General features: G+C 54.9%; 6 protein-coding genes and 1 pseudogene (1 of these 7 only partly in view). 4 read left to right on the plus strand and 3 right to left on the minus strand.

Annotated features, from left to right (window positions below; translation table 11 throughout):
* Positions 1-12,115, minus strand: the 5' portion of a protein-coding gene (locus tag SH139x_RS12990) for a LamG-like jellyroll fold domain-containing protein (protein ID WP_488355631.1). The gene continues 19,334 nt to the left of window position 1, outside the view; 12,115 of the gene's 31,449 nt are visible here — the first part of the coding sequence; its start codon is at positions 12,113-12,115; its stop codon lies off the left edge, out of view.
* A 549-nt stretch (positions 12,116-12,664) separates the two neighbouring features.
* On the opposite strand from SH139x_RS12990, the gene SH139x_RS12995 reads away from it, so the two are divergent.
* Complete coding sequence (locus tag SH139x_RS12995; protein WP_488355632.1) at positions 12,665-13,324, plus strand: sigma-70 family RNA polymerase sigma factor; 660 nt, start codon at positions 12,665-12,667, stop codon at positions 13,322-13,324.
* Positions 13,321-16,842, plus strand: a complete 3,522-nt coding sequence (locus SH139x_RS13000; RefSeq protein WP_488355633.1) for a protein kinase domain-containing protein — start codon at positions 13,321-13,323, stop codon at positions 16,840-16,842. Before SH139x_RS12995 ends, SH139x_RS13000 begins: the two co-directional genes overlap by 4 nt.
* On the opposite strand, the gene SH139x_RS13005 is transcribed toward SH139x_RS13000, so the two are convergent.
* A complete protein-coding gene (locus SH139x_RS13005; RefSeq protein ID WP_488355634.1) occupies positions 16,839-19,907 on the minus strand; it encodes a protein kinase domain-containing protein in 3,069 nt (1,022 codons plus the stop codon). The two genes, SH139x_RS13000 and SH139x_RS13005, sit on opposite strands and share 4 nt — an antisense overlap.
* A gap of 267 nt (positions 19,908-20,174) precedes the next feature.
* On the opposite strand from SH139x_RS13005, the pseudogene SH139x_RS13010 reads away from it, so the two are divergent.
* Together SH139x_RS13010 and SH139x_RS13015 are read left to right on the plus strand one after the other, a co-directional pair.
* Positions 20,175-20,540: pseudogene (locus SH139x_RS13010) on the plus strand (alcohol dehydrogenase catalytic domain-containing protein); the annotation flags it as partial.
* 214 nt (positions 20,541-20,754) lie between these two features.
* Positions 20,755-22,914: a glucuronyl esterase domain-containing protein gene (locus tag SH139x_RS13015; protein WP_488355635.1), complete on the plus strand. Its 2,160-nt coding sequence runs from the start codon at positions 20,755-20,757 to the stop codon at positions 22,912-22,914.
* Here the strand turns inward: SH139x_RS13015 and SH139x_RS13020 are convergent.
* Positions 22,911-24,353, minus strand: coding sequence for a DUF1501 domain-containing protein (locus SH139x_RS13020; protein ID WP_488355636.1), 1,443 nt, complete (start codon positions 24,351-24,353; stop codon positions 22,911-22,913). The two genes, SH139x_RS13015 and SH139x_RS13020, sit on opposite strands and share 4 nt — an antisense overlap.
* Positions 24,354-24,396 lie beyond the last annotated feature (43 nt).

Consider the following 24,396-nt stretch of genomic DNA (forward strand, 5'->3'; position numbering starts at 1 on the left):
CCGCACCGCCATCAAACACTTCGCGGCGAACGTTACCGTACAAAAAGTCCCCTCCGGAACCTCCCAGTAACTGGTCGCCCGCTAGACCCAGCTGAGCAGTGAACTGCGGAAAGTTTAAGATCTCGGGCGCGTAGGCAAATAACGTGTCTCGACCAGCCCCGCCATACAGACGCTGACCAGCTTGGTTCCCAAAGGCATCTCCCGCGTCACCAAAAATTCGGTCAGCCCCATCATCCCCGTAGACTTGATCGATGCCTTCATTACCGTGCAGCACGTCATCGCCCGCACCGCCGCGAATAACGTCGTCACCGAGACCACCACTGACCAGCACATCGTTGCCCGCTCCGGCGTCGATATAATCGGCACCGTCTCCACCGCTGATCTCGTCCGCGTCAGAACCGCCCAGAATCACATCATGGCCGCTGCCTCCCGTCAGGATATCGCGACCGTCGGCTGCGTCACCGTCAATGGTCATCCCAGCAAAGATGGCGGGAGTGATCAAAATCGCCGGCAAATATCCGCCGGAGGTAATCCCGGGTTGCCCGAATAATGCCGGGTTACTGGAGAAGCGGTTCTCCGTATCAATGAAGTCCGGAGGCAAGACGAAGTCGTCCGTGCCCAGCTGGTAGTTACCACGATTGCCAATCGGACTGCCACCAAACATCACGTCGTTGCCATCGCCACCCTCGATGGTATCGTCGCCAAGCATGCCAACTAGAAAATCGTCACCCCCTTCACCTCGGAGCAAGTCAATTCCGGCACCACCAATCACATCATCATTGCCGCCACCCGCAAACACGATGTTATCACCGTTGCCGGTAAAGATGCGATCGTTACCTGATAGCGTGGTGATCGTGTCATCACCATCGAAAATCGTTAGCGCTGGGGTCGCTTGCAAGAGCGTGCCATTGCTGAGCAAAAATTGGCCGTCATCACCAAATATCAAGTTATGACCAGCATCCCCAGTGATTTGATCATTTCCGCCACTACCGATGATGACATCGTTACCCGCGCCGGTGGTGATCGTATCTAAGCCCGCGGTGAGCGAGAACGTACTCTGCACTCTGACCGGCAAACCATTTAAGAAGTCGACCCCACCACGGTCGGCAACGATAACATTATCGCCACCGCTGGTCTCGATCGCATCGTTACCTCCGCCGGCGAGGATGACGTCATTGCCGCCACCCGTGGTGATGCTGTCACGTCCACCATCGGCTGGTTGAATGCTCTGGATCGACAAGACTTCGTCATCAGAGAGACGGAGTAGGGCGGTGTCAGCTGCGATGACATTATTTCCATTACCGGTAACTATCACCGTATCGTTTCCCAATCCGGCAATGATCCAGTTGTCGCCACCGGCAGCGCGAATCGTGTCATTACCGGCCAGCGTCCCGATCGTGCGAATCGAACTTAAGACCGCCTGATTGGCATTGGGGGAGATCGTATCACCGACCAGTAAATTGTCTCCACCGCGACCATCGATCTGGTCATTGCCCCCCAGTCCGAAGAGCCAATTGGAAGCTTGATTGCCGGTGAGCGTATCGCCAGCCGAACCACCAGTGACTCGTTCCACACCGCGAACCGTGCCGGTGTTGTTCGACTCGCTGTTCAAGTTCACTTGCACCGGGGTCGTCCAAGCCGAGTAGTCAAGGTGATCGGCTAAACTTGGGCCGGCGTCTGTTTGGCCAGTAATCCCCGAAAGTGGAGCCATCACAATATGATCAGTACCCGAGCCGGTGGTCACATTTTCAATCGACTCAAACTCCACAAGCCGGTTGGCACTTGTTCGCACGAGCCCCTGATTGATACCACTCACCTCGACCCGCAACCCGCTGCTAAGCCCCGCGAAGTCGACGTGGTCCGAATCACTCGCTCCAACTGTTGATGTACCCAATAACCGACCGGTCAATTGGGCTCCTGCTGAAATCACAAACGCATCATCCGCGGTACCGCCCGTCAGATTCTCGAAACTCGAGAAGTCAAAATCAACGCTGCTGCCGCCATCGGAAATCGAGCCCGAGTCGTTGGAAGTCAAACTCCAAGTGGCGTCCACGTTTCGGCCGATCAGCGTGTCAGCTGGCGAATGACCACCAAGCACGCGATCGATACCGGTAAATCCACCAATCGCATTCGCCGCGCCCAGTTCTCGGTTCACGATGACTTGAGAAGTCCAACTGCGGTAGTCCAAGGTGTCAATTCCCAAACCACCATCAATCGTCCCCGATAGGCGATCTGATTGATCAATGATAAAGCGGTCGACTTGCGACCCACCGGTGAGATTCTCAAAGCCATCAAAACGCAGTGCTCCATTAATATTTCCTCGCCCACGCCCGGTCAGATTCCAAGTGTTCTCAGTCCCCTCACCCACCACTTGCGTGGCGGTCAAAGTGTCGATGCCCGTTCCGGCAATCACCCGCTCAATACCGACCGCGCCAACAGGTTGGCCAGCACCGTTGGTGCCACCATCAATCCGATTCGCGCCACTTGTCACCGTGATCGATCCGTAGCGGACATCGAGCGACGTTGTCACGCCGCTGAGATCGAGCAGATCACCGCCATCCGGCCCGCCGGCGATTTCAGTGATGACATCGCGGCCCCAATTGTCTGTGAAGACGTAGCGGTCATTGCCACCTTGCCCCACCAAAATATCATCACCAAATCCACCGACGATGATGTCCGGTCCGCTGCCGCCGGTAAGAGTGTCATTACCAATCCCGCCAATGAGCCGCGTGGGTATGGTTACGCTGTCGTCAATATTGATAACGTCGTTGCCGCTGCCACCGTCAAAATAGATCTGCCGCACACCGGTATATGTTCGCGTGGTGGTATCAGGATCGTTATCGCGATTGATATAATGGAAAGTAACTTGAGTCACGACCTCGTCATTTTCGTCGACGAACTGAGACACATCAAACCGTTCGTTGATGTCGTCACCGTACAGCCCTTGGCGTTCCTCAGCCCGGTCGCCGGCGAACAACACCAGCGTCCCCTCCTCAAAGGGACCATTGCCCTCGGTTAACTCAGCCAAACCAGGGGCGACGCACGAATGATTAAAACGGAAAATCTCTTCATTTAAGAGATCAAACGAATCGCCACCGAACAGGAATACGTCATAGTAAATTCTTACGAAAACACTTAACGTGCCTGTGGCATCGAAGACGCACATCCCGGGAAAGTCTGCCCCCGTGCTGGGCGTGGGGCGCAATTGGAATAGATCCCCCAGCTCGTCAAGGTAGATCTTTCCGTCGCCGTCCAAGTCATTCCAGTTAAAGCCTAAGTCGGCACGAACTCCGCCCTCAATGCCCGCGGACGCGAGACCTACGTCAATCGCCGCACCGACGGCCGCCTCCAGCCCAATGCCGAACTCATCGATATCCGCCCCACTGGTGACGTTTTCCAAGTCGCCAAAGTAGAATCCATCAAGGAAATTATCGGTCTTGGCAATTCCGCGGGTATCGAAGCCAATCGAAAAGTCCATAAAGGCCGATAAGCTCGCACCAAATGTTGCGTATAGAGGAACCGGAGCGAAGGGAATCTGCCCAAACTTCATGCGGAACGGCACTTCCAAGTCCAACCTGGGAATATCCCACTGTATGATGTCGGCCTTTTCTCCAGTAAACAATTTAAAGATGTTGGAGGGATCGGAGAGCAAGGGAATCTTGATCCCGAAGCCACCGTCTCCGTTGCTGTCGGGGCGACCTCCCAGGCGATTCAACATCGACCGGGACTTCTGCGCGCCGCTTTTGCCTGAGTTCGACGTTTGATTCAGTACGCTGGGGGAAATTCCCCCGTCAGCACCCGGCGTTACGTTACTCGACAGCAAGCTGGGATCATATTGAACCGGCGCGTCCTTGTCGGTTAAGTCCCGCGTGCCACCCTCGGTCGTCGTATAACTGGCAGTGATCGTCCCCGAGGGCGCAGTGTTGAAAACAAGTTTCGTCTTGCGGTCGTTGCCGTCTTTGTAGCGCACAACTTTATAGTCGCTCCGTGGCACCAACACATCGTTACGATAGACATCCACACGTGTGCCCGTTCGAGGGTTGCTCGGCAAGACACGCTCACGACTATTCGCTCCTGCGGTTGTGCCAACTTTGTCGACATCGATCGGCTTGCCAGTCAAGAAGAAAGAGCCAAAGTTTATCTTGATATCTTCACCGTCTTGGGCCGCGGCGTTGACCTGATCGGAGAACTCAAAGACATTCTGAATTAAGCCGACCACCTGATTCGCCCGCTGCGCTGCGCGGATTGAGGCTTGCGTTTGACTTGTGCCCAAAATTCCCAGCGTCAAGAAAGTGATCCGCGGTCCGTCCAGCAATTCCGAAAGATCATTTAGCCCGGGAACGGGTGAGGCCAGGAATTCCACCAACGGGCGAATCGGCCCCACGTAAGTGTCGAAATATTCGAACACCGGGCTGATCACAGAGGTGATGAAACTGCCCAAATCCAGCGTAACATCGTGCAACACGACATCAGGCAAGCCGCCGCCGATCAAACCATCACGAGTGGTCAAGCCGATGGCCCAGTCGAGCGTCAAGTCGGCTGAAATCGCAGGTAGACCCGCGAAATCAGTGTCGGCGGACAAGTGCAAATCGACATAGGCCTCCGTGGTAATGCCCGCATTAAAAAGTTCGCCGAACGAAGTGGTCGTCAGTTCGGAGAAAGTCAGACGGTTGTCAGGATCATCGTCCGGGTTGTCGATGTCAATAAACAGGTCACCCGATAACCCGGTGCCCTTGGAAAACCGTCCATCGCCATTGCTATCGGATTCACTTACCAATCCACCAATGGTGCCGTCACGGTCGTAATCAATGTTGTCCCCTATTTCATCAAGTAATGGTCCATGGCCGATTTCAGTGGATCCATCATTGATAATCCCGTCGCGGTTGTAATCTTCGATGGCATTTGATTCAGCCAACACGTTGAGGAAAAACAACTCGCCGCTGAGCGATGTGCCAGGCTTTAAGCTGACATCGGCGGACAAGCGAATCTCAGGCGTTCCACTGCTGGGAAGACCTTCATCGTAGGTCACATCGGGGTTCAGTTGAAAGTAGAAACCGCGTTGCAAATTAATGCCGAAACCGAAATCGAAGCCGTATTCCCAACTTAGCTCCAAACCACCTTCGGTTTCTAGTTCGAAGACGAACGCGTCGAGCCCGAGGTCAAAATCCACATCCATCACATCGCGGCCAGCGATGTTCAAGTTGATAAAGAACTCTAGATCTTCGGGAGCCGTCGTTAATGGATCCGAAACAAAAACCTCGACGTCTCGGAAATCAGGTTGGTGTTGTTCTTGAGCGTTGGGAACGTTCGGGTCGTCATGGAATAACGGATCAAGCCTCAGGATCCCAGCTCCAGCGGGTCCTAGTGTCTGGAAAATAGTCTGTTGCACTTCTGCCGTTAACGCGCCGAGCGCTCCGCTAGCACCCAGGATCACATCTTCCAAAGCCTCAACGGCAGATTTTAGGTCCCCAATGAAGCTGGAACTGAGGTCAACCCCGTCACCGATCAGCGGTAACTCTTCCAGGAGATCACTCTGCAGTCCCGACTCAACCATGTTCAGCACCGAACGGACTCCGTCAATGATCTGTCCTAAGCTCAGTTGGCTGAGATCGGTCAAGCTGGAGAGATAATCAGTGATTCCATCAAAGCGAACTTGTGGTGAGGTGGGATGATCCAAACTCAAAGTCACCGAAATCGCATCATCCACTTGGATTCCCGCCAGGCCCGCATCGAGCGCCGCGATCGCAATCCCATCAATATCGAACTCAAGCTTGTCACTCAGTGGCGTGGCACTGGAGAACAATTGACTGAATGGTATGCCCCCAATGGTATTGTCATCCGATGGCTGCAGCGCTGGATCGACCGAAAGTGATATCTGGGCCGTGTCGGCGGTGGAATCTGACGCGTACTGGACGGTCACGTCGGCGGACGTGGCTGTCTTGAACTCGATCGTCGGCGGAGTCGTGGAAACGTCGAGCGTGTAATCAGTGTCAGGATCGCTCAGCGAACTGCCTCGCTTCAGCACTTCGCTACCATCCGCAACGACTACTAGATCGGCGAGTGGAATTTCCTCAAGCACAAAAGTGGTGACTGACTGGGGAACTGTTTCGGTCTTGCCCCCGCGAAGCTGCAAACGTCCTGTCAGGTCACCACGAATCCCACCAATGCCGGCTGAAAGTCCCAATTGCGAATCGATGCCAGCGGCCAAACTAACGCTGGTGCTGTTCATCAGGTAGGGGGTAAAGCTATCAAAGCGAAAGCCAAAATCAAGGCTCAGCTGGCCTGCCACGGTAAAGTCGATCTCTCCTCCGCTTTCCACGGTCACCGGACCCAAGTTGGGTAAGTTCAGATCGAAGTCGACCGTCTCAGTCAGTGATTTAGCCACTTCCAAACCGACAATCGCCGCAGCTTGGAAACCGGCTTGACTGCTATCGGCGTCGACAAAGTCCAATGTCAATTCAAACGCGTCGTCGGGAAGTTGCAGCTCGGTTTTAATCGCATCGCCAATGATGGTTCCCAGGTTGAGATGCGAAGCGACCGAGCCTCGCAACTCATCCAGTTTGGCAAGAATTTGGTCAACTCCGCCAACCGAGTCGGTCAAGTCCAACACCTTGTTACGGGCCGATGTAATTGCCGAGATGATACCACCGCTGGTGTTGAAACTTAGCAGTTGCACTTCACCGGTCGTGCCGTCACCGGCTGTTTCCTCGCTAATCTGCACCCGGGCACCCGACGAACTCCGGCCATCTAACAGCTCCGCGTCACCTTGGCTGGGGTCGAACGTAATACGATAAGGGCCACCGCGGACTCCCGTTACACTTTGGATCACTCCGCTGCCCAACGCCGCCTCGAGAGCTTGCTGAACTTCCGCCGCCGACGCGTTGCTATCAATGCGTTCGGTTGTCGCCGTGTCACCCTCGAAATTGGGACCGGTGATTGAGAATTCAAAATCAGGATCGATGCCCGCTTTGATATCGGCAACGCCATCCGCGACACCGTCATTCTGGTCGGGGGTTCCCGTTAGCGAGTCGAGCATCTCTTCCAGTTCGGCAACTTTGGTTCGCAGGTCTTCCACATCGAAGCCTTGCAAGAGTCGATCGGCTGCCGCGGTTAAGCCATCGACGACTTGAAGAATGTCATTGGGTGTCTTGTTGACAACTGGAATTGGCGTGTTGAGCCCCTCGATGTCGCTGTCTTGCAAGAGGTCAATAACGCGTCGAACCACGCCGACCATGTCACTCAGCGAAAAGTTCTTAAACCCGCTGAGGGCGGCTTCAAAATTCTCAACGGAATAATCCACCACTGGTCGCAGCGATCCCGCTTCGTTGGAAAGCGTCACGTCGATGCTCAGCGGACTCGTGCCACCTTCCTGATATTCACCGGGCAAGAAAGCGAGAGCCGATCCATCGATCGGCAAGCTGGCCGAACCACCGTAATTAAAGGACGGTGCCAGCAGATCACGGAAGCCTGCAACCGAGAAATCACTCAATCGCAACTTCCCGTCCTGACTTTCGTCGGCAGCCGTATCGGGGTTGTCAACGTCGAGCAGGTCAACACCCGCGTCAATGCTGAAATTCATATTGCCATCTTTGAGACCCAATTCGAGGATCCCCATGGCGGCTACCAAGTCGATGTCATCCGCCGCGACTGTGACATCCGCGTAAATGCGGCTCTTGGAAACATCAAAAAAGAATTGATCGAGCGAGACGCCGGCAAACAACGGTTCGCCGAGGCGGGTGTCCCCGTCGTTCGATTCATCTGCCGGCGTTGCCGGGTTATCCTCGTTGGCGACGACTTCACCCAAGATCTGCAACGTCGTACCAGCCGCACTGAATCCCGCATCGTCACCGGCGGCGAGAATCCGGAAGGTGTTGTCTCCAGTAGCGGTTGTCTGATCGACTAATTTCAAGCGATCTTCCACGTACTCGACAGTCAGCCGAGATGTGCCACCAGCTGCATCCGTGATCCGTTGAGCGACATCGCCAAGTGTCTCGGAGAAGTCGAGGTTGGCCTCAAACGAGCTGCCATCGCGGAGATGAAAGACCAAATCCGCTTCTTCACTCTGAGCCCCGACGGTGAACCCCAAAAATGCTGATGTCGCTGAGGTAATTTCTAATCCATTAATGCGTTGTTGCTGAGCTACCAATCGCAGATGGCCATCGACTACTTGAACTTCCACCGGCGGGACATCATCCACAACTTCGAGGTCGGTAAGATTCTCAGTAAAGAAACCTACCAACACCGCATTGAGATCAGCCGCCAGCTCATTGACGTTCGAGTTGTCGGCCACCATATCGGCGGTTATAGTCACCTCAACGTTGTCAACTTGATTGCCAAACCGATGCACGTCGAAAGCGAGCGTCAAATCGGTCGCTGGCTCAGTGCGTCCGCTGGATGGTACTTCCGCACCAGTCAAACCGACTTTAAAGCGAATACCACGCCCTTGATCCAAATCGCTCAGCAGCGTGTTGGCGTCAACTATCATCCCCGCGCCAATCGGGTCTAGCTCAATCCCAACGCCCAACTCGATGCCGGCCGAAGCGGTAAAGCTGGCGTTTGCACCACCGGCAATGCTAAGATCCGTAAAGCCGATATCAAGGCTGTTGCCAAAGTCCAAATCAATGGATTGGCTGAATTCTTCAGCAATGGCAAAATTGAAAGTCACCGCGCGGGTAGGTGTCTCGGTGTAACCGAGTGATGCTTGGAAGGGACTGCCCGCGAACTCTTGTTCGATCAATCCGTTGAGCGTGTGCACTAAATCTTGAATCGTGCCGGCGCGGAACCGCGCGCTGACCAATTGACCGGCGGCAAATCCCAGCTCGGTCGCGGCGGTGTTTTCGTCTTGTGATTGCGCGGCCGTGAAACCGAGCCCTTGGGCTCCCGACAACGCCAGGCTCTGAATCGAGCCTTCGGCTGCGGCCAGCCGGATGGCGTCCCCAACCAGCACGGCCACGACTTTGGCATTCAGTTTTACTGAATCATCAAAATCAGTTTCCGCAAACACGCGGTTTAGCGCCTGCACCATGTCAGCCGGCTGCATCGCATCGGCAGTTGCTGCCGCCGTTAGAGTGACTGGCACGGAGGTGCCGTCAATCTCAATGGCGAAGCTAATGTCTTCGCTTAATTGTGATGGCGCGTCATCCGCTGCCGTGATCATCACGGTACTGGCATCCAGGGAGATACCAACGCTGGGATTGCTCGTACGCAGCGCGACATGGTTGCTCAAGGCCCGATCTGTTAGCGCAATCGAACGCTCCGCACCTACCTGCGGGGCTGCTTGGCTGGCCGTGTCAAACCGCAAGCTCAAGGTTTGCCGCGTCATTTCATCAATCGCGGCCCGCTGCCATTGACCATTTAGATCGCGATACTCGATCACCTGGCCAACCTGTGTGCCCGCATTGAACAGGTCGATTCCGCTATCAAAGGTAACGGTGTAACGGGCAAACCCTGTTGGTAGCGGCGTGACGGAATCACTCAGGCTGTCGCCGGAGACGTCCACAATTGAAACAATTTGCCCCGCTGCTGATGGTTGCAGACGCTCAGCAACCAACAAGCCGTCCGCGTCTGAATTGGCAATCGCAGCTTGAAGATCGATAAACAGATCGTCGATGGACTGATTGTCGTCGGTTGACGCGGCGGGCAAGGTGACGAAGATCGGCTCGCCCCCTTCGATGCGAAGCATCCACGTCGCGTCACTCGAAAGCCGACCATCGGTGATTTGGATCTCGTCAGCAGCGATCAGGCGGGGATTAAAATAAAGTTGGCGAGCAAACGCGCGCGTGGTTTCGGCAAAATCGATGACACCGCTGATCGCCGCATCAACAAAGGGAATACCGTCTGGCACATCCAAAGAGCCGGCAATGTTGCCAATCGCTGTTCCCAACCTGGTAAACATCGTGACCATGTCATCGGCGGTCAGCGAGTCGAAATCACCAAGCGTGTTATCGATCGAAATTTGATCGAAAAGCGTCACCAGCTGACTGATATCTGCAAATTCCGCCGGCTCCCGTGTCGTGCCGTCCGTCGTGGTGAACAGTTCGATTGCGCCTGGGATGGTAGCCCCAGCGAACTCGGGCTCAATCAACACCCCCGGAACATCCAAAGACCCAGAAAAACTCGGATTGAATGCGGCCGCCGTGTCGGTTAGCCCTAGTAGCTCGCCAATCGTTGCTCCGCCAGTCACCGCACCGGTACCGGGGTCGCGAATATCGATCGCAAGATCGGTGTCGAACACGACTCCCGTGTTGCCCGCGATCGCGCCATCTTCCCGTAGCACGGCTGTGAGCAGACCGATCGAAGCGCGGGCTTGTGGGTTGTCGAGTTGAGCTTCTAACTGGACTTGGACCTCCGCTTCCGCATCCTCACGAACGTACAGTCTGTCCGTGCTGGGAATCGCCGCATCGGTGTCCAGGTTGATTCCCAGTGGCAAACGGAAATTTGGGGTCACGCTGAAATTGAAATCTCCCGACGCGCTAAAGCCCAAACCGCTTACTTCTTCTCCCAAATCCAAACGCGTGGAGACCAGCAGCGGAGTCGGCTGGAAGCTCGGCGTCAGCGTCATCTGTTTAGTCATGGGGTCATAATCAATTGCCCCAAAATCGATCCCCAGTGTGTCAGCAAGCTGTGCCAGCAATTCGCCGAGTTCCGGTGCTTGCGCTCCGTCGGCACTGAACCTTGATAGCGCCGCCCGCAATTGGCTGCCAATCGTTGCGCTGACTTCAAAAGTCAATTCGGGAACGGTGACGTTTGGCTGGTTGCTTGATGAGTTGGCATAGATGAAAGTGACTTCTCCGCCCGTCAGCGTCTCAACTTGGGCCGGCAACGTATCGCCGCTGGCAGCCAAGAACCGCACGGTATCACCCGGTTTGATACCCAAGCTGGCCGGAGTTGCCGTCGTCGTGTCGAGCGTTGCAGTTACCCGCCAATGGGTACCATCGTCGACCGGCGCGGAGATTGCGACGATATCATCCGGTCCAAAGCGGCGAGGTTCGGTATTCGCGCTGAGCAATTCGGCGACGGTTTGGTTGATCAGCGGAATCGGCACATCCAACGCTTCACCGGCGGTCGCCTCATCAACCCAGTCGGCCAAACTGCGAAGTCCATCGATGACGTGCTGAGCTGACAAACTCATCACCAGCGGTTCGACATCGAGCGTAAACTGGGGTGCCGTGTTATCGAAGAGATTGCCATCAATGGCCGCAAAACTTGGTAGCTCGCCAGCTTGGCTAGGATCGACCAAAGCGTTGCCATACAAGCTAGCATCAAAGTCAAAGTCTAGATTGAGCGTACCGCTCGCCGCCACCGTCACCCGCTCATCAAATGGATTGGCTGAGTCTTCAAACCCGATGGATGCTTGGCTTGATAAGAGCAATGTTTGGGCGTTGATGACTCCGTCGACGGGGCCGATCCCGAAATCGAGATTTGCCCCGGCCCCGTCTAACGAAGTAGCCACGTCAAACTGAGTCAGTTCAAAAAACGGATTCAGCCCGGTGGGCTCTGTAAGGTCGATTCCAAAAGCGAACGTCGCGTCGGCCGTGGCGGTCAGCTGCAAATTGGCACCCGCCGCGAATTCGATTCCCAAATCGTTCCAGTCGGCCCCAAGCTGCGAGAATTCCGCCGGTACATTCGTGTCCGCATCGGCAGCCAAGGTAAAGTCAAAACGCAACACGTTGGTCGTAGGATCCAAATCCGCGCTGACAATCAACGGAGGATTGGCGTCGCGTCCCACAAATGCGCCGGCTGAATCGAGCTGCAATGAATTGGCCAACACATCGCGGAGTCCGCCAGCGGTCGGCTGCGTGCCACTGGTCGCCGGATCGTACAGCGGACTCGATGGATCGAAGCTTTCAAAATAGTCGACGACCACTTGCTCGAATCTTAGTAGATCGCCCCAGTCGCCGTTGGTTCCAGCAACATCAAGCAAGTCGTTCAACGACTGGCCGGTCGCTGGCAAAGCCCTTTCCAATAGCGGATTTCCGGCAATCGCGTCAGCGGCCGCGTCCAAAGAGCGGAGCGTATACACAAGCTGATCTTGGACCGGCTGCGACAACTCAACGTCGGCGGCCAACATTTGGCGAGCCTCTAGTTGTTCCAACAATTGTCGACGTCGTCGCACAGAGGAAAGCGAATTTCTTCGCAACCCTGATTTTTGGGCACGACGAGGCAGCCGGAGGGAACGACCTGAGCGTGAAGCGTCTCGCGACATGAATAAGACCTTGTTGGCGACGTATCGTCAGTGATAAAAATGCGTGATTTACGGCACTTCGTGAATCCGTTCGCGCTCGGAGGCGGAATTTCCTGAACTCGCTGCGGGAGGCCTGGCAATCTACTCACAAGCGGGGGGTGTGGTCCGATGCCGCTATAGAGTGCCGAGGGAATACCTGCTTTCTGGGGCAGCCTGTCGCGACAAAAATTGAAAATTTTTCAAAAAAGTACAAATAGCTCAAGTAACATCCTTTGTGAGATCGTTGCATGCATCGCAATTCCCGCAGTGCGGACAACCGCTAGCATTCGCACATGCGTTCCGCTGCCCAAGGGCGGGGAAATGGACTGGCGGGGAAATGGAGTGAGGGACATCGACTGGCGCTGGACACGGCAACTATCTGTCGCTATCGTCAAAAACAGAGTTCCGGTGTGTCGGTCACCCCCTATCAGCAGACAAGTTATGAATCTGTCCCGTGCTGTAATGGATCAAGACTCTTCCGACAGCAATGACTCGCACCTAATGCTTACTGCGGATGCGAGTGAAGAGGTTCTCGGCCAACTGTTTGAGCGATATCGCCCGCGTTTACGTCGCATCATTGAATTACGGATGGCGCCACAGTTGAAAGGACGAGTCGATGCTTCCGACGTCTTGCAGGAGGCATTCCTCGATGTTGCCAAGCGCCTTCCAGAAGTCGCAGCAGATCGGCGGATGTCAATATTCGTGTGGTTTCGTTTGGTAACGGTCGAGCGGCTTTATACGATCCACCGTCAACAAATCGGGACGCTCAAGCGAGATGCACGGCGCGATGTTTCACTGCATCACGATAGTTCCGGGTCGCAATTCCAAGCTGCCTTGGCGGAGAGCCTGGTGGATCAACTCTCATCGGTGCAAAACCAAGCCATCCGTCAGGAAGAGCGTGAGCAGGTGCATGCCGTCATCAACGCTATGGACGAGCTTGATCGCGAAATCATCATGATGAGAATCTTCGAGTCGATGACCAACGTCGAGGTTGCCGAGACCTTGGAACTCACCAAACATCAGGCTAGCCGCCGATTCATTCGAGCCTTGCGACGATTGAGAAAGCAGTTTGGTGAAAAACTGGGTTGGAGTACGTCGTGAATGCTCCACGGGACGAACCGCAAGAAGATCGAGATAACGAAAGCGTTGATGAACGTCTTGATGAGTTAGCAGAACAGTACCTCTCGCGAGTGCGGGCGGGGGAGTCCGTAACGATTGATGAGATAGTCGCCCAAGCGCCCGAATTGGAGCACGACATTCGCTTGGTCTTAGACACTGTGCGTTTCTTGGCAAGTGAAATCACGGAACTCAACACGGCATGTTCCTCACACGCTTCGCAGCCACAACCAATTGGCGACTCTCTAGCGGTGGCCCGCGAGTTTGGTGACTTTGAAATTATCAGCCAGATTGGTGCCGGGGGCATGGGCATTGTCTATGAAGCTAGACAACGCGCGCTCGGCAGAGTGGTCGCTCTCAAAGTAATTCCACCGAGTCTGCTGCATGATGAACTGGCGGTTCGGCGATTTGAGCTGGAAGCGCGCGCGGCCGCCAGCTTGCAGCATCCTCACATTGTGCCAGTCTTTGACGTCGGTGAACATGCGGGCGTGCACTTCTACACCATGCAACTCGTTCGTGGCTGCGGGCTTAACGAAGTTATTCAGCGACTTCGTGAACGCTATTTTATTGAGCCCGACGATGCTTCGAAATCTTTTTCTCAGATGTTGATTCAAGATGGTTTGCCCGAGGGTTTAGAGCCATCGATATCACCCGGTGATCCATCCTCAACCTCGGTCGATCAAGCCTACTCCGTCGCGTCGGAAGCAAACTATTTTCGCCAAGTGGCCGCTTTGGGAAGGGCAACTGCAGCCGCCTTGGCTTACTCGCATCGCAAGAATGTTATCCACCGGGATATTAAGCCATCGAATCTAATCCTTGATGCCGATGGACGCGTTTGGGTCACCGACTTTGGGCTAGCGAAAACAGCGGAAAGCGACCTCACGCGCACCGGCGATCTGGTTGGAACTTTGCGATTCATGGCTCCCGAACGTTTTTCTGGGCTCTGCGATCGTCGCAGTGACATCTATTCGCTGGGGATTACTTTATATGAGTTATTAGCGTTGCGGCCAGCGATCTCCGGAGACAACCAGCTGTCAGTCTTAAAACAGCTTCAAACCTCAGGCCCGCGTCCCTTGCATCATTACTGTCACGCCGTGCCGCGGGATCTGCAGACGATTATCGAAAAATCGATAGCGTTGGAGCCAAATTATCGTTATCAAACCGCCGGCGAAATGGCCGAGGACCTTGCGTTATTCGTGCAAGGACGTCCAATTCGTTCACGTAAAGTGCTGTGGCCGGAGCGACTGCTGCGCTGGGCGGACCGCAACCGAACTTTGGCAAGTTCGCTCGCCGCCGTGATCTTATTGGTGATTGCTGGCTTGATCGGCAGCAGTTACGCGGCGGTTAAGTTTCGCGGGCTGGCGATCCGCGAGTCCGAACTCAGCACCCAAGCCCAAGAAGCCGCCAAGCAGGCACTTGCTGCATCATCGGAAAACCGGCGCAATCTCTATGCGGCCGAAATGCAACTCGCTGCCGATGCATCCAACCAACCGACGGGCTTGGCCAACTTGGTCCAATTGTTGGAGAGGTGGAACCCACAGACACGAGAGCCTGGCCAATCGAGTGAAGAAGACTTGCGAGGTTTCGAGTGGTATTGGTTACACTCGCTGGCGCATCGGCAAACTGAACCTGTGATTGCTTCCGTAGGAGATTACTACTATCGCTCCTTGATTCAGTGCAATCCCAGGGAGAATTCGCTCGCATATTCAATTGGTAATTTCCTCGATATTATTAATACCGACTCCGATTCCGTACGAGCTCAATTTGATTTCCCCGCTCCGATCAGCGACATCGCCTACGATGCAAGGGGTACTCGATTGGCCGTGGTTGTCGATCATGGCCGTACTCGTGAACAATCCACCGTGGAGTTGTTATCGCTCGATGGATCCGCTGCGATCATCGCCTCACATTCAATTCCCTGGGCCAGATCGTGTGTTTGGGTCAACCAGCACCTACTGGTATTAGCTACCAAAGACAGCGATGTGGAGTATGCTCGCCTCTACCTACTGGATCCCGTCAGCGGCGAAGTGATCCGAGAGATTCACATCGCTGAAAAATACCCAAAACATTCCGGCTGTGCCCAGTTAGCCGTTTCGTCCAGCGGGCGACACGTGGCTGTAGGTGTCACTAGGGGGCCCCAGGCCGGTGTGATGTTTTTTGACACAGGTTGCTGGGACATAACGGATATTCAGCTGATGGAGAGCCACCCGTTACTGTCGCTCGCTTGGCATCCGGTCGAGGATCGCCTTGCCTACAGCACGTACGATAATCGCGTGCTGGTGACTCGACCGGGTGAGAGTAAAGATCAGGTTGATGCGGTATTTGATACAAGAATAACCGCAGTCGCATGGGTACCGGGGAAGAACGAGCTGGCGCTGGGGTGTGACCTGGGGAGTCAACGGATTGTCGCTGCCGACGACCTGCGCTTTATAAAACACCGTTTCTGCCACCAAACTTCGATCCGCTGGCTCGGCTTCCATCCTTGGAGTCAACAATTCTACACGTTTGCCACCGATCAAGGCCTTGTGCGTTGGCGAGATGAAACTGTCCCCCGACGGATCATTCAGCACCACGTTCCGCAGATCAGCACGGCTACTTGCGAAGTCGTGTGGTCGCCTGACAGCACTTTGGTCGCTGTCAGCAACGATGTTCCTGCTACGATTATCGATATCACTCAAAGCGGTTCGAATCAGGCCGAAAAGCAATTCCAACAAGTTGACGGAACCCCCTTTGGCTGGGACTCCGATGGTAGATTTATTTCCAATTTCCGAAAGCAACTAACCCTCAGTGATCGTTCGGGCCAGCAACCGCTGCAGACTTTTCACGTTACTGAAGAGCGACTCCAAAACGGTTACTCATTCGCGGAAGTCTCGCCCGCTGAAAACCACCTGCTGATGGTTGGTAAGCAAGCGACTGACGGCTGGTGGCTAGAGAAATTTGACTTGTTAACAGGCAAGGCAGCTCCAATCAGTTCACCACAGAAAAGCAGGTTACGTTGTTTGCCAAGATGGAGTCCCGATGGTTCTCGGGTGGCCGTGGGAGCGGGCTTTAGTCTGCTGATCTTTAGCGTTGAAAGCGGCCAGGTGCTTGCCGAAATCCCCTCCGATGACGAGGAGATGATTTTCGCGGTGGCCTGGAACGCCGCTGGAGACCAGATCGCCGCGGCTGGGTCAAAACGCCGAATCATGATTTACGATGCGACGACGTTTGCGTTAATAACGACGCTCTACGGCCATACGGCGCACGTGCATTCGCTCGATTCGTCTCCAACGGAACCACGCTTGGCTTCCGCAGGGGATGATCGAAGCATTATCATTTGGGATACCAGCCACGGGCGACGTCTCATCCACATCGACCATTCCGCCCCAGTGCGAGCCGTTCGCTGGAGCCCCAGTGGTAAACAACTCACCGCGATGGGGCAAAATGGGGTTTCTCTCACTTTAGATGCCACCACGGGATATGATAGGGAGCTGCGGGCAGGGCTTACCAACGCAGCCCGTTAGTTGTGTTCATCGTTCGTCGCTGGTTTTGCCAACGGCGCGGGATAATCCGGAAAGCTCGTGTTCCAAATTTCTAAGAGCTCAGGTTGTCCCCATTCTTCATACAACTTCCTCATTCGATTTCTTACGCTAGTCTGGCGCAGCTTTAACGTTTCCGGCGGCAAGCTAGCAGACTCCTCATGCAAGATTCGATGCAGCCGATGCAGGTTGGCTTCGGCTTGTGAGAATTTCTGGATACTCATCTGACAAGTAATCAAGTAATTTGTCACACGCTGGCTCATCAATGCCCGCTCTCCAATCGCTGCAAACGCGTTTTGCTGGGCATCCTCCAGCACGCGTTCCGCTTCTTCAAGTCGGCCGGCTACATCCAATGCCTTTCCATAGGCAATCTGCAACCCCAAACGATTGGGATGTTCGGCTGGAAGATGCTCAGCAAATTCCGCGGTTAATTGTTCCGCCAGCCTCACTGATTCGTCTTCAAGTCCTGCCGCTTGATGGCCCGTGATCCAGCTTTCGGCATCCGACAAGATCTGCGGATGTCCATAACCAATACGTTTCAGACGGCCAGCGTAGATCTCGGCGTGATAGGCAATCGCCTCATCCGCCCGATCGGTGCGAACTAACAAGGCGGTTAGCACGCTCAACGTATTCAAGGTACTGGGATGGTCTCCACCGTAAAATTCGATCATCAAGGGGATCACTTCATTTAACAGAGCTTCGGCTTCATCATTCTTTTTCTCCCGGATGTAGCATAGCGCCAGATTTTGCATCGCGGTGAATGTACCGGTATGCCGCGTCCCCAAATAATCGCGTTTACGCTGTAAGACTTCTTCATTCATCGCAGTCGCCCGCTTGACGTCGTCGCCCAGCAGGTAGGCGTGAGCCAAGTTGCCCATACTTTGCAAGGTGTCGGTGTTCTCATAGCCCAAGGTCCTCACGCGGCGTTCAACGGCCTCTTCAAATAGCGAAATCGCCTCCACAAGTTGTCCTGACTCCTGCAGCACGTAAGCGAGGTTATTGATTGAACCAATCGTGTATTGATGGTCGAGCCCCAGCACTTTTCTTCTCAATGCCAGAATGGTTCGAAACTCGTCAATCGAATTATCACGATCGCCGCGACGGAATAGCGCCATCGCCAATTCGTTGCGTGCCAGCAGCGTCTGCGAATCCTCTTCCCCGAGCGCTTCCGTGGTCCACTGCAATGCTTGTTCATTCGCCAGCACTGATTCTTGGTACTTCCCCAACGAGCGATAGGTGGTGCCCAAGACGGTTGCCAGTTTTGCACGGGTCAGCAGGTTATCGGGGAAAGAATCGGGCAGTGATTTAAGGGTCTCGTCGAGCAGTTGGTTGACCGTCACGTTGGCCCCGTTCATGCTGGGGTTAGGACGCCGAAACATGTCGAGCAAGAACTCTGAGACGGCTTCCGCCTCAGCCGTTCGCTGGTCGGCCTCATCGCGTGCCACTTTTTCGGTGGCCGCCAACTGCTCGTTCGTCTCGGCCAATTCGGTCGCCGCCTCCGCCGCAGCGACAGCCAAACTGCGTTGTCTTTCGGCGTCCCTGCGGTAGCCGTTGACCACCCAAACCGCGAACAATGATGAAACGATTAACAGCACTCCGGCAACTAAGGCGGTGGCCGCCGTGCCGCGGTGTCGTCGCAGCCAGCGTGCCGACTTGGAAATGCTCCCTTCGCGATATGCCACAACCGGCTCGTCGGCTAACCAACGCTCAATGTCGCCTGCTAGTGCAGCAGCACTTTCATAGCGGTTCTCAATTTCTAACGACATCGCCTTGCGGCAGATTGCATCTAGTGCTTTCGGTACGTCGGGCTGCAAGTCACGGGGAGCCAAAACCTTGCCGGTCTTCACTTGCTCGAGCATTGCTAAAACAGATTGCCTCGACACCGGAGGTTGCCCAGTCAGCAAAAAACACAACGTCGCACCTAAGCTGTATACGTCACTGGTTGGCCCCAACTCGTTAATCGCGCCGCGGGCTTGCTCGGGACTCATGTAAGATGGGGTACCCAGTACACTGCCGTGCTGAGTCTGATTTGACTCGTTCAGGTCATTTAGAGGCAGCGTGGTATCCTCCACGCCTTCCTCACCCGCATCGAGTCCGCCGCTGCGGCTCAAGGATTTAGCCAATCCCCAATCAACCAACAGTGTTTCTCCGAACTGACCGATCATAATATTGTCGGGTTTGATGTCACGATGCACCACACCACGGCTGTGGGCGTATTCCAACGCTTGGCAGACGTCGATAAAATGCCCCAGCAACTTTCGTAGTTCAATGATCCCCTCTGCTTTGCCGTTCTTCCTGCGGTCGTGGTAGGCTCGACAGACCTGCTTTAAACTATCTCCTCGAATGAATCGCATAGCGTAGTAGGGACGCCCGTCTGGGTAGCTGCCCAACGCGTAAACCGGCACGATCCCTGGATGCTCGAGTCTTCCCGTGATTTTTGCTTCCAGCGTGAAGCGTGAACGACTCGACTCGTCAGCAACCAAGTGCGATTTGATCTCTTTTAGAGCCACCTCTCGGTGCAGCTGCCGATCGTTCGCTAAAAACACTTGCCCCAGCCCGCCTTCCGCGTGGCTCCTCACGATTTCAAAACGATCGTCGCTGGCCAGTTCCGCAATCTGTTTGTTCGACACTGACACGTCCCAAGAGACATCAGCACTCGCGCTGGCTGATTGGCCCGCCACGTCGAGCGTCAGCGTACCCTCTCCTGCCGTATCAGCCAGCCTCGACTGATGCGTGTCCTGGAGTGCCAAATCGTGGAGTGCCAAATCAACGTCAGAGTGTCCGCCGCGAAGATCCTCGGCTGGGATCGGAATCTCTTGTTTTGGATTGCCTTGCGTGGGTTCCGTTTGCAGAAAAGATTCGTGTTGACGAGCGGCCAATTCCCGCAACAGCGACAACGTTGGCATGTCAAGATAGTCTTGTTGTCCCAGCCATTCTGCGCAGTCTGCGCTCGACTTTTCCCGCAACTCAGAGGCGACCGCAGCAGGAATGAAACCCAACTGAGTCGCCAATCGCACGATTGCAAAGCTGTCGGATTCAAGTTCGGACATGAGCTCGGTTCGCTGATTACAAGTATGAAAATAGCTGTTTAGTGGTGCGATAGGCGCCTGGGTAAGTATGCCTTGCCAGCCACGACAAAAGCAAGTCCGGACAGGTTTCGACTCGGTATTGTTCAGGGCTTGGTGGCTGGCACAGTGTATGCACCACGTGTTGAAGTTAATGAACTTTATACCGAATCACCAAGCTGTCCGCGCGGTTTGAAGCTTGTTTCGCGGCAGCATGCAGCGTCCGTTCACGCACCTGAAAAGGAGATCATCATGGAGGCTGTTGTTTTCCATGACGTCGGCGATATTCGTCTCGACAACGTCTCCGAGCCTACCCTCCAGGAGCCGCTCGACGCGATTGTTAGAATCACCTCGAGCGCAATCTGCGGCACCGATTTGCACTTCGTTCGCGGTACGGTACCCGGAATGCAGCCAGGGACTATTTTGGGACATGAAGCGGTCGGCGTCGTCGAAGAGGTGGGCCGTCAAGTCCGGAACATCAAGCCGGGTGATCGTGTTGTCATACCCTCCACGATCGCTTGTTGTTGCTGTGCCTGCTGCCGCGCTGGCTATTGTTCCCAGTGTGATGAAGAAAACCCCAACGGCAGTGACGCAGGGACGACGTTTTTCGGTGGACCGCATTGAACCAAATCGCGTCATGGCGAACGGTAGCGTGTTTTACAAACGCCTGACGGTCACATATATTGATTCTCAGTTTTGCCGTAATTGAGAGAGCGTTGCGGTTAGCCAAAACATGTGGCGTCGGCCTTCCCAAATGCTCGCAGTGTTTTACTGTATGCAAAACTGCGATAACGACTGCAATATGGATCATGGTGAGCAAGGTGCGGGTTGAATGCTGAGCAAATATATGCGTGTCCGCTGCGTTTTTATGCTGGCTACGTTTCTCTTAATCACGCCGAGCGGGCATGGGCAAGAGGGCGAGTATTCACATGCAGATTTGCCACCACTGCTTGAGTTTCTCGATGGCCGTCAGGTCAGCACGTTGGACCAATGGCCAGCACGGCGGGAGGAAATTCGACGCTTACTTCTAACACACTTCATCGGTGAGTTCCCGAAAGCGACGCCAGCGATCAGTGTTGCTCAGATCGTCAGCGATACCGCATCGGCGGATGGTTCGCGGCGCAGACGGGTTCGACTCACCCTGGCGACTCCCGGCAGGGCTTCCCTAGAGATGGCACTGTGGACCCCACCCCGTGCTGGGCCTTTCCCGTTGCTGCTCTGTGCGCCACGTGATTATCAATTGCCATGGGCTGAGGACGCTTTGGCTAGAGGCTATGCGGTCTGCTTGTTTCCTGGCGTCGATAGTCACCATCGAGAACCTAACTTTCCCGGCTATGACTCTGTTTGGCAGACTTTTCATCGTGAGTATCCCCAGGCGACATGGACCGAAATCAGCACCAAAGGTTGGTTGGCTAGTCGTTGCTTGGATTACCTGCTGAGCGACGCGAGCGTCGTTAGAGTCGAACCATCTCAGGTCGCCATCATTGGATTTTCGCGATACGGAAAAATGGCAATGATCGCCGCTGCCATGGACTCTCGAATTACCAGCGTCGTCGCTCGCAGCCCAGGATCGCCCGGTTCCTCTCCTTACCGATTGACCGGACGAGAGACCTTCGCCGAAACACCCGCTGATTTTCCCGGCAAGTGGTTTTTGCCATCGTTGCGAGCATTTGCAGGTCGCGAGGATGAACTGCCGATTGATGCTCACGCTTGGTACGCCCTGATTGCACCTCGCCCTTGTCTGATTCATACGGCTCACAACGACGGCTCCGAACCAACGTTTGCCGTCGAAAAGGCGTGGCTGGAGGGACGCAGCGTCTACGACCTTTACGATGCTGGAGAAAATCTGCATGTCGATTACCGACCCGGAGGTCACAGTTCGTCAGGACCCGACAAAATTTCGCCAGCCGATCGCAAGCGAAATCTCGACTGGATCGATCTTGCTTTTGGGCGGGGCACGACCACCCGTGCTCACTTTCCAATTGTATTGTTACACACATTCGACTGGGACCAGTGGCGCGGCCAGCAATCCGCCAACATGACTAGCATCAATAGTGATGCACCGGCACTTGAACGCCTGAAGTGGCTGTTGGGGGACGAGCCAAAATCACTACAGCCGCTCGCTACTCCACCTTTCCTGACGCCACCAGAATCCGCTCTGATGACTCACGATCGCTGGCAGCCGGCAGGCGTGCAACGTGTTCCAATCCGTTTTGGCGACTCTGTGCGTGGCAACCTATATTTTAAGGCTGATCTAACAGCGCCTGCGCCGGTCGTCGTATGGCTGCACCCCTTCTCCTATCACAGCGGCTACAACGAAGGGTACGGTGTGCAGGGCACCACCATCTACCATCGCTTGGCTCAACAGGGATACGCCGTGATCGCCTATGACCAGTGCGGGTTTGGCTTGCGACTGCTCGAAGGCACCAGCTTCTACGATCGCTATCCGGACTGGTCACGCTTGGGACGAATGGTACGGGACGCTCGCGCAGCGGTCAGCTTTGCCGTTGATAGAACTGGCACCGCCCAGGCGGAAATTCCTGAGCTGGATCCTGCTCGCGTGTTCTTACTTGGTTATTCAGTCGGCGCGCTGACAGCAATGGTGACTGGGGCGTTGGATGAACGTGTGGCGGGAACGGCAATGTTCTGCGGATGGACTCCTCTCCGTCATCATGACAACCGCCGGCTTTGGCTCGACCACGCGTTGTTGCCCCGTTTGGGTCTAGAACTATTTCAAAATCAACCTGCGGCGATTCCAATCGACTACGATGAAGTGCTGCAGCTGGTGGCTCGAAAGCCTTGCCTCGTGGTCACACCACGGCAAGATCGCTTTGCAGATCAGCAATTAGTCGCAAATGTCCTCAGCCCGCTACGAGCAGAAAGCGAATCGTTAACGTGGATCGCACCCGACACTACGAATCGTTTTCAAGCCGAACAGCACCAACTCTTCCTCGACTGGTGCAACAAGCTACTCGATGTCGGCGACCGCTAACTCAAAATATCTTGAACCACGCGGCCATGGACATCAGTCAGCCGAAAGTCACGGCCCTGAAAACGATAAGTCAACTGTTCGTGGTCAATCCCCAAACAATGCAGCAGCGTGGCATGAAAATCATGAACATGCACGGGATTCTCGGCGATGTTGTAACAATACTCGTCGGTTTGCCCGTAGCTGATCCCTGGCTTGACGCCGCCCCCGGCCATCCAAATGGTAAAGCATCGAGGATGATGATCACGGCCAAACGTATCGGGATTCCCCTGGGAATAAACGGTGCGCCCAAATTCGCCAGCCCAGATCACTAGCGTTTCGTCTAGCATTCCTCGAGCCTTCAAGTCACGGACCAAGGCGGCGGAGCCTTGATCGGTTTCTTGGGCCAAGGTGGGCAAGTATTTCTGCACGTTGCTGTGATGGTCCCAGCCACGATGAAAGATCTGAATAAACCGCACGCCCCGCTCGGCCAGCCGGCGAGCCAGCAAACAATTGGCGGCGTGTGTGCCTGGTTGTTTGGCCTCTTCGCCATACAGCTCAAACGTGCTGGCTGGTTCATCGGAAATATTAGCTAATTCGGGCACCGAGGTTTGCATCCGATAAGCCATTTCGTATTGCGCGATTCGCGAAGCAATCTCGGGATCGCCTATTTCCGCCTCGCGCATCCGATTGAGCTTGGCTAGACGGTCCAGCATCGCCCTCCGATCAGCTGAAGACTGTCCCGTCGGATCGTTCAAATACAGCACGGGATCACCCTGGCTGCGAAATTTCACCCCCTGATACTTTGATGGCAGAAACCCGCTTCCCCATAACCGATCATACAATGGCTGAGCTTGATGAAACGTGTTCTTAGTCAGCAACACGACAAAAGAGGGCAGGTCTTGCGTTTCGCTGCTTAATCCGTAACTTAGCCAAGCCCCAATGCTGGGCCGGCCAGGCTGTTGATGGCCCGTCTGAAAAAAGGTAATCGCGGGATCATGGTTGATCGCCTCGGTGTGCATCGATTTGATCACGCAAATATCATCAACAACGGTCGACAGATGTGGCAGCAGTTCACTGAGCCACGTTCCCGACTCACCATGCTGTTGAAACTTCCATGGTGATTTGACCACCGTAAAGTTTTTCTGTCGGGCTGTCATGCCTGTTAACCGCTGTCCCTGGCGGACACTGTCGGGCAATTCAGTCCGATCCAACTTGTCCAGCGACGGCTTGTAATCGTACAGATCCATCTGCGACGGAGCTCCCGACTGTAACAAATAGATCACCCGTTTTGCTTTGGGAGCAATTTTTGACAGTTCCGCCGGAACGGCTAAATTGGGTTCGGCTTGTGCATTGGAATTCATTAACGAGGCTAATGCCGCGACGCCGATCCCCGTGCTGCCGCGAGCGAAAAAGTGCCGGCGAGTTTGCAGCAGCTGAGATTCTTCGATGAGCTGGTTCATAATTCGCTTTGCTTAGCGTTTCATCAATCGACTGGTCAACGTA

Origin of the sequence: Kothea flammea (genome assembly GCF_052161645.1) — a bacterium.
In the GTDB taxonomy this organism is placed as follows: domain Bacteria; phylum Planctomycetota; class Planctomycetia; order Pirellulales; family Pirellulaceae; genus Laterigemmans.

Excerpts from the sequence above, each read along its gene's own strand:
- SH139x_RS13005 (WP_488355634.1), bottom strand. The coding sequence starts at position 19,907 with ATGTCCGAACTTGAATCCGACAGCTTTGCAATCGTGCGATTGGCGACT.
- SH139x_RS13020 (WP_488355636.1), bottom strand. The coding sequence starts at position 24,353 with ATGAACCAGCTCATCGAAGAATCTCAGCTGCTGCAAACTCGCCGGCAC.
- SH139x_RS12995 (WP_488355632.1), top strand. The coding sequence starts at position 12,665 with ATGAATCTGTCCCGTGCTGTAATGGATCAAGACTCTTCCGACAGCAAT.
- SH139x_RS13015 (WP_488355635.1), top strand. The coding sequence starts at position 20,755 with ATGCTGAGCAAATATATGCGTGTCCGCTGCGTTTTTATGCTGGCTACG.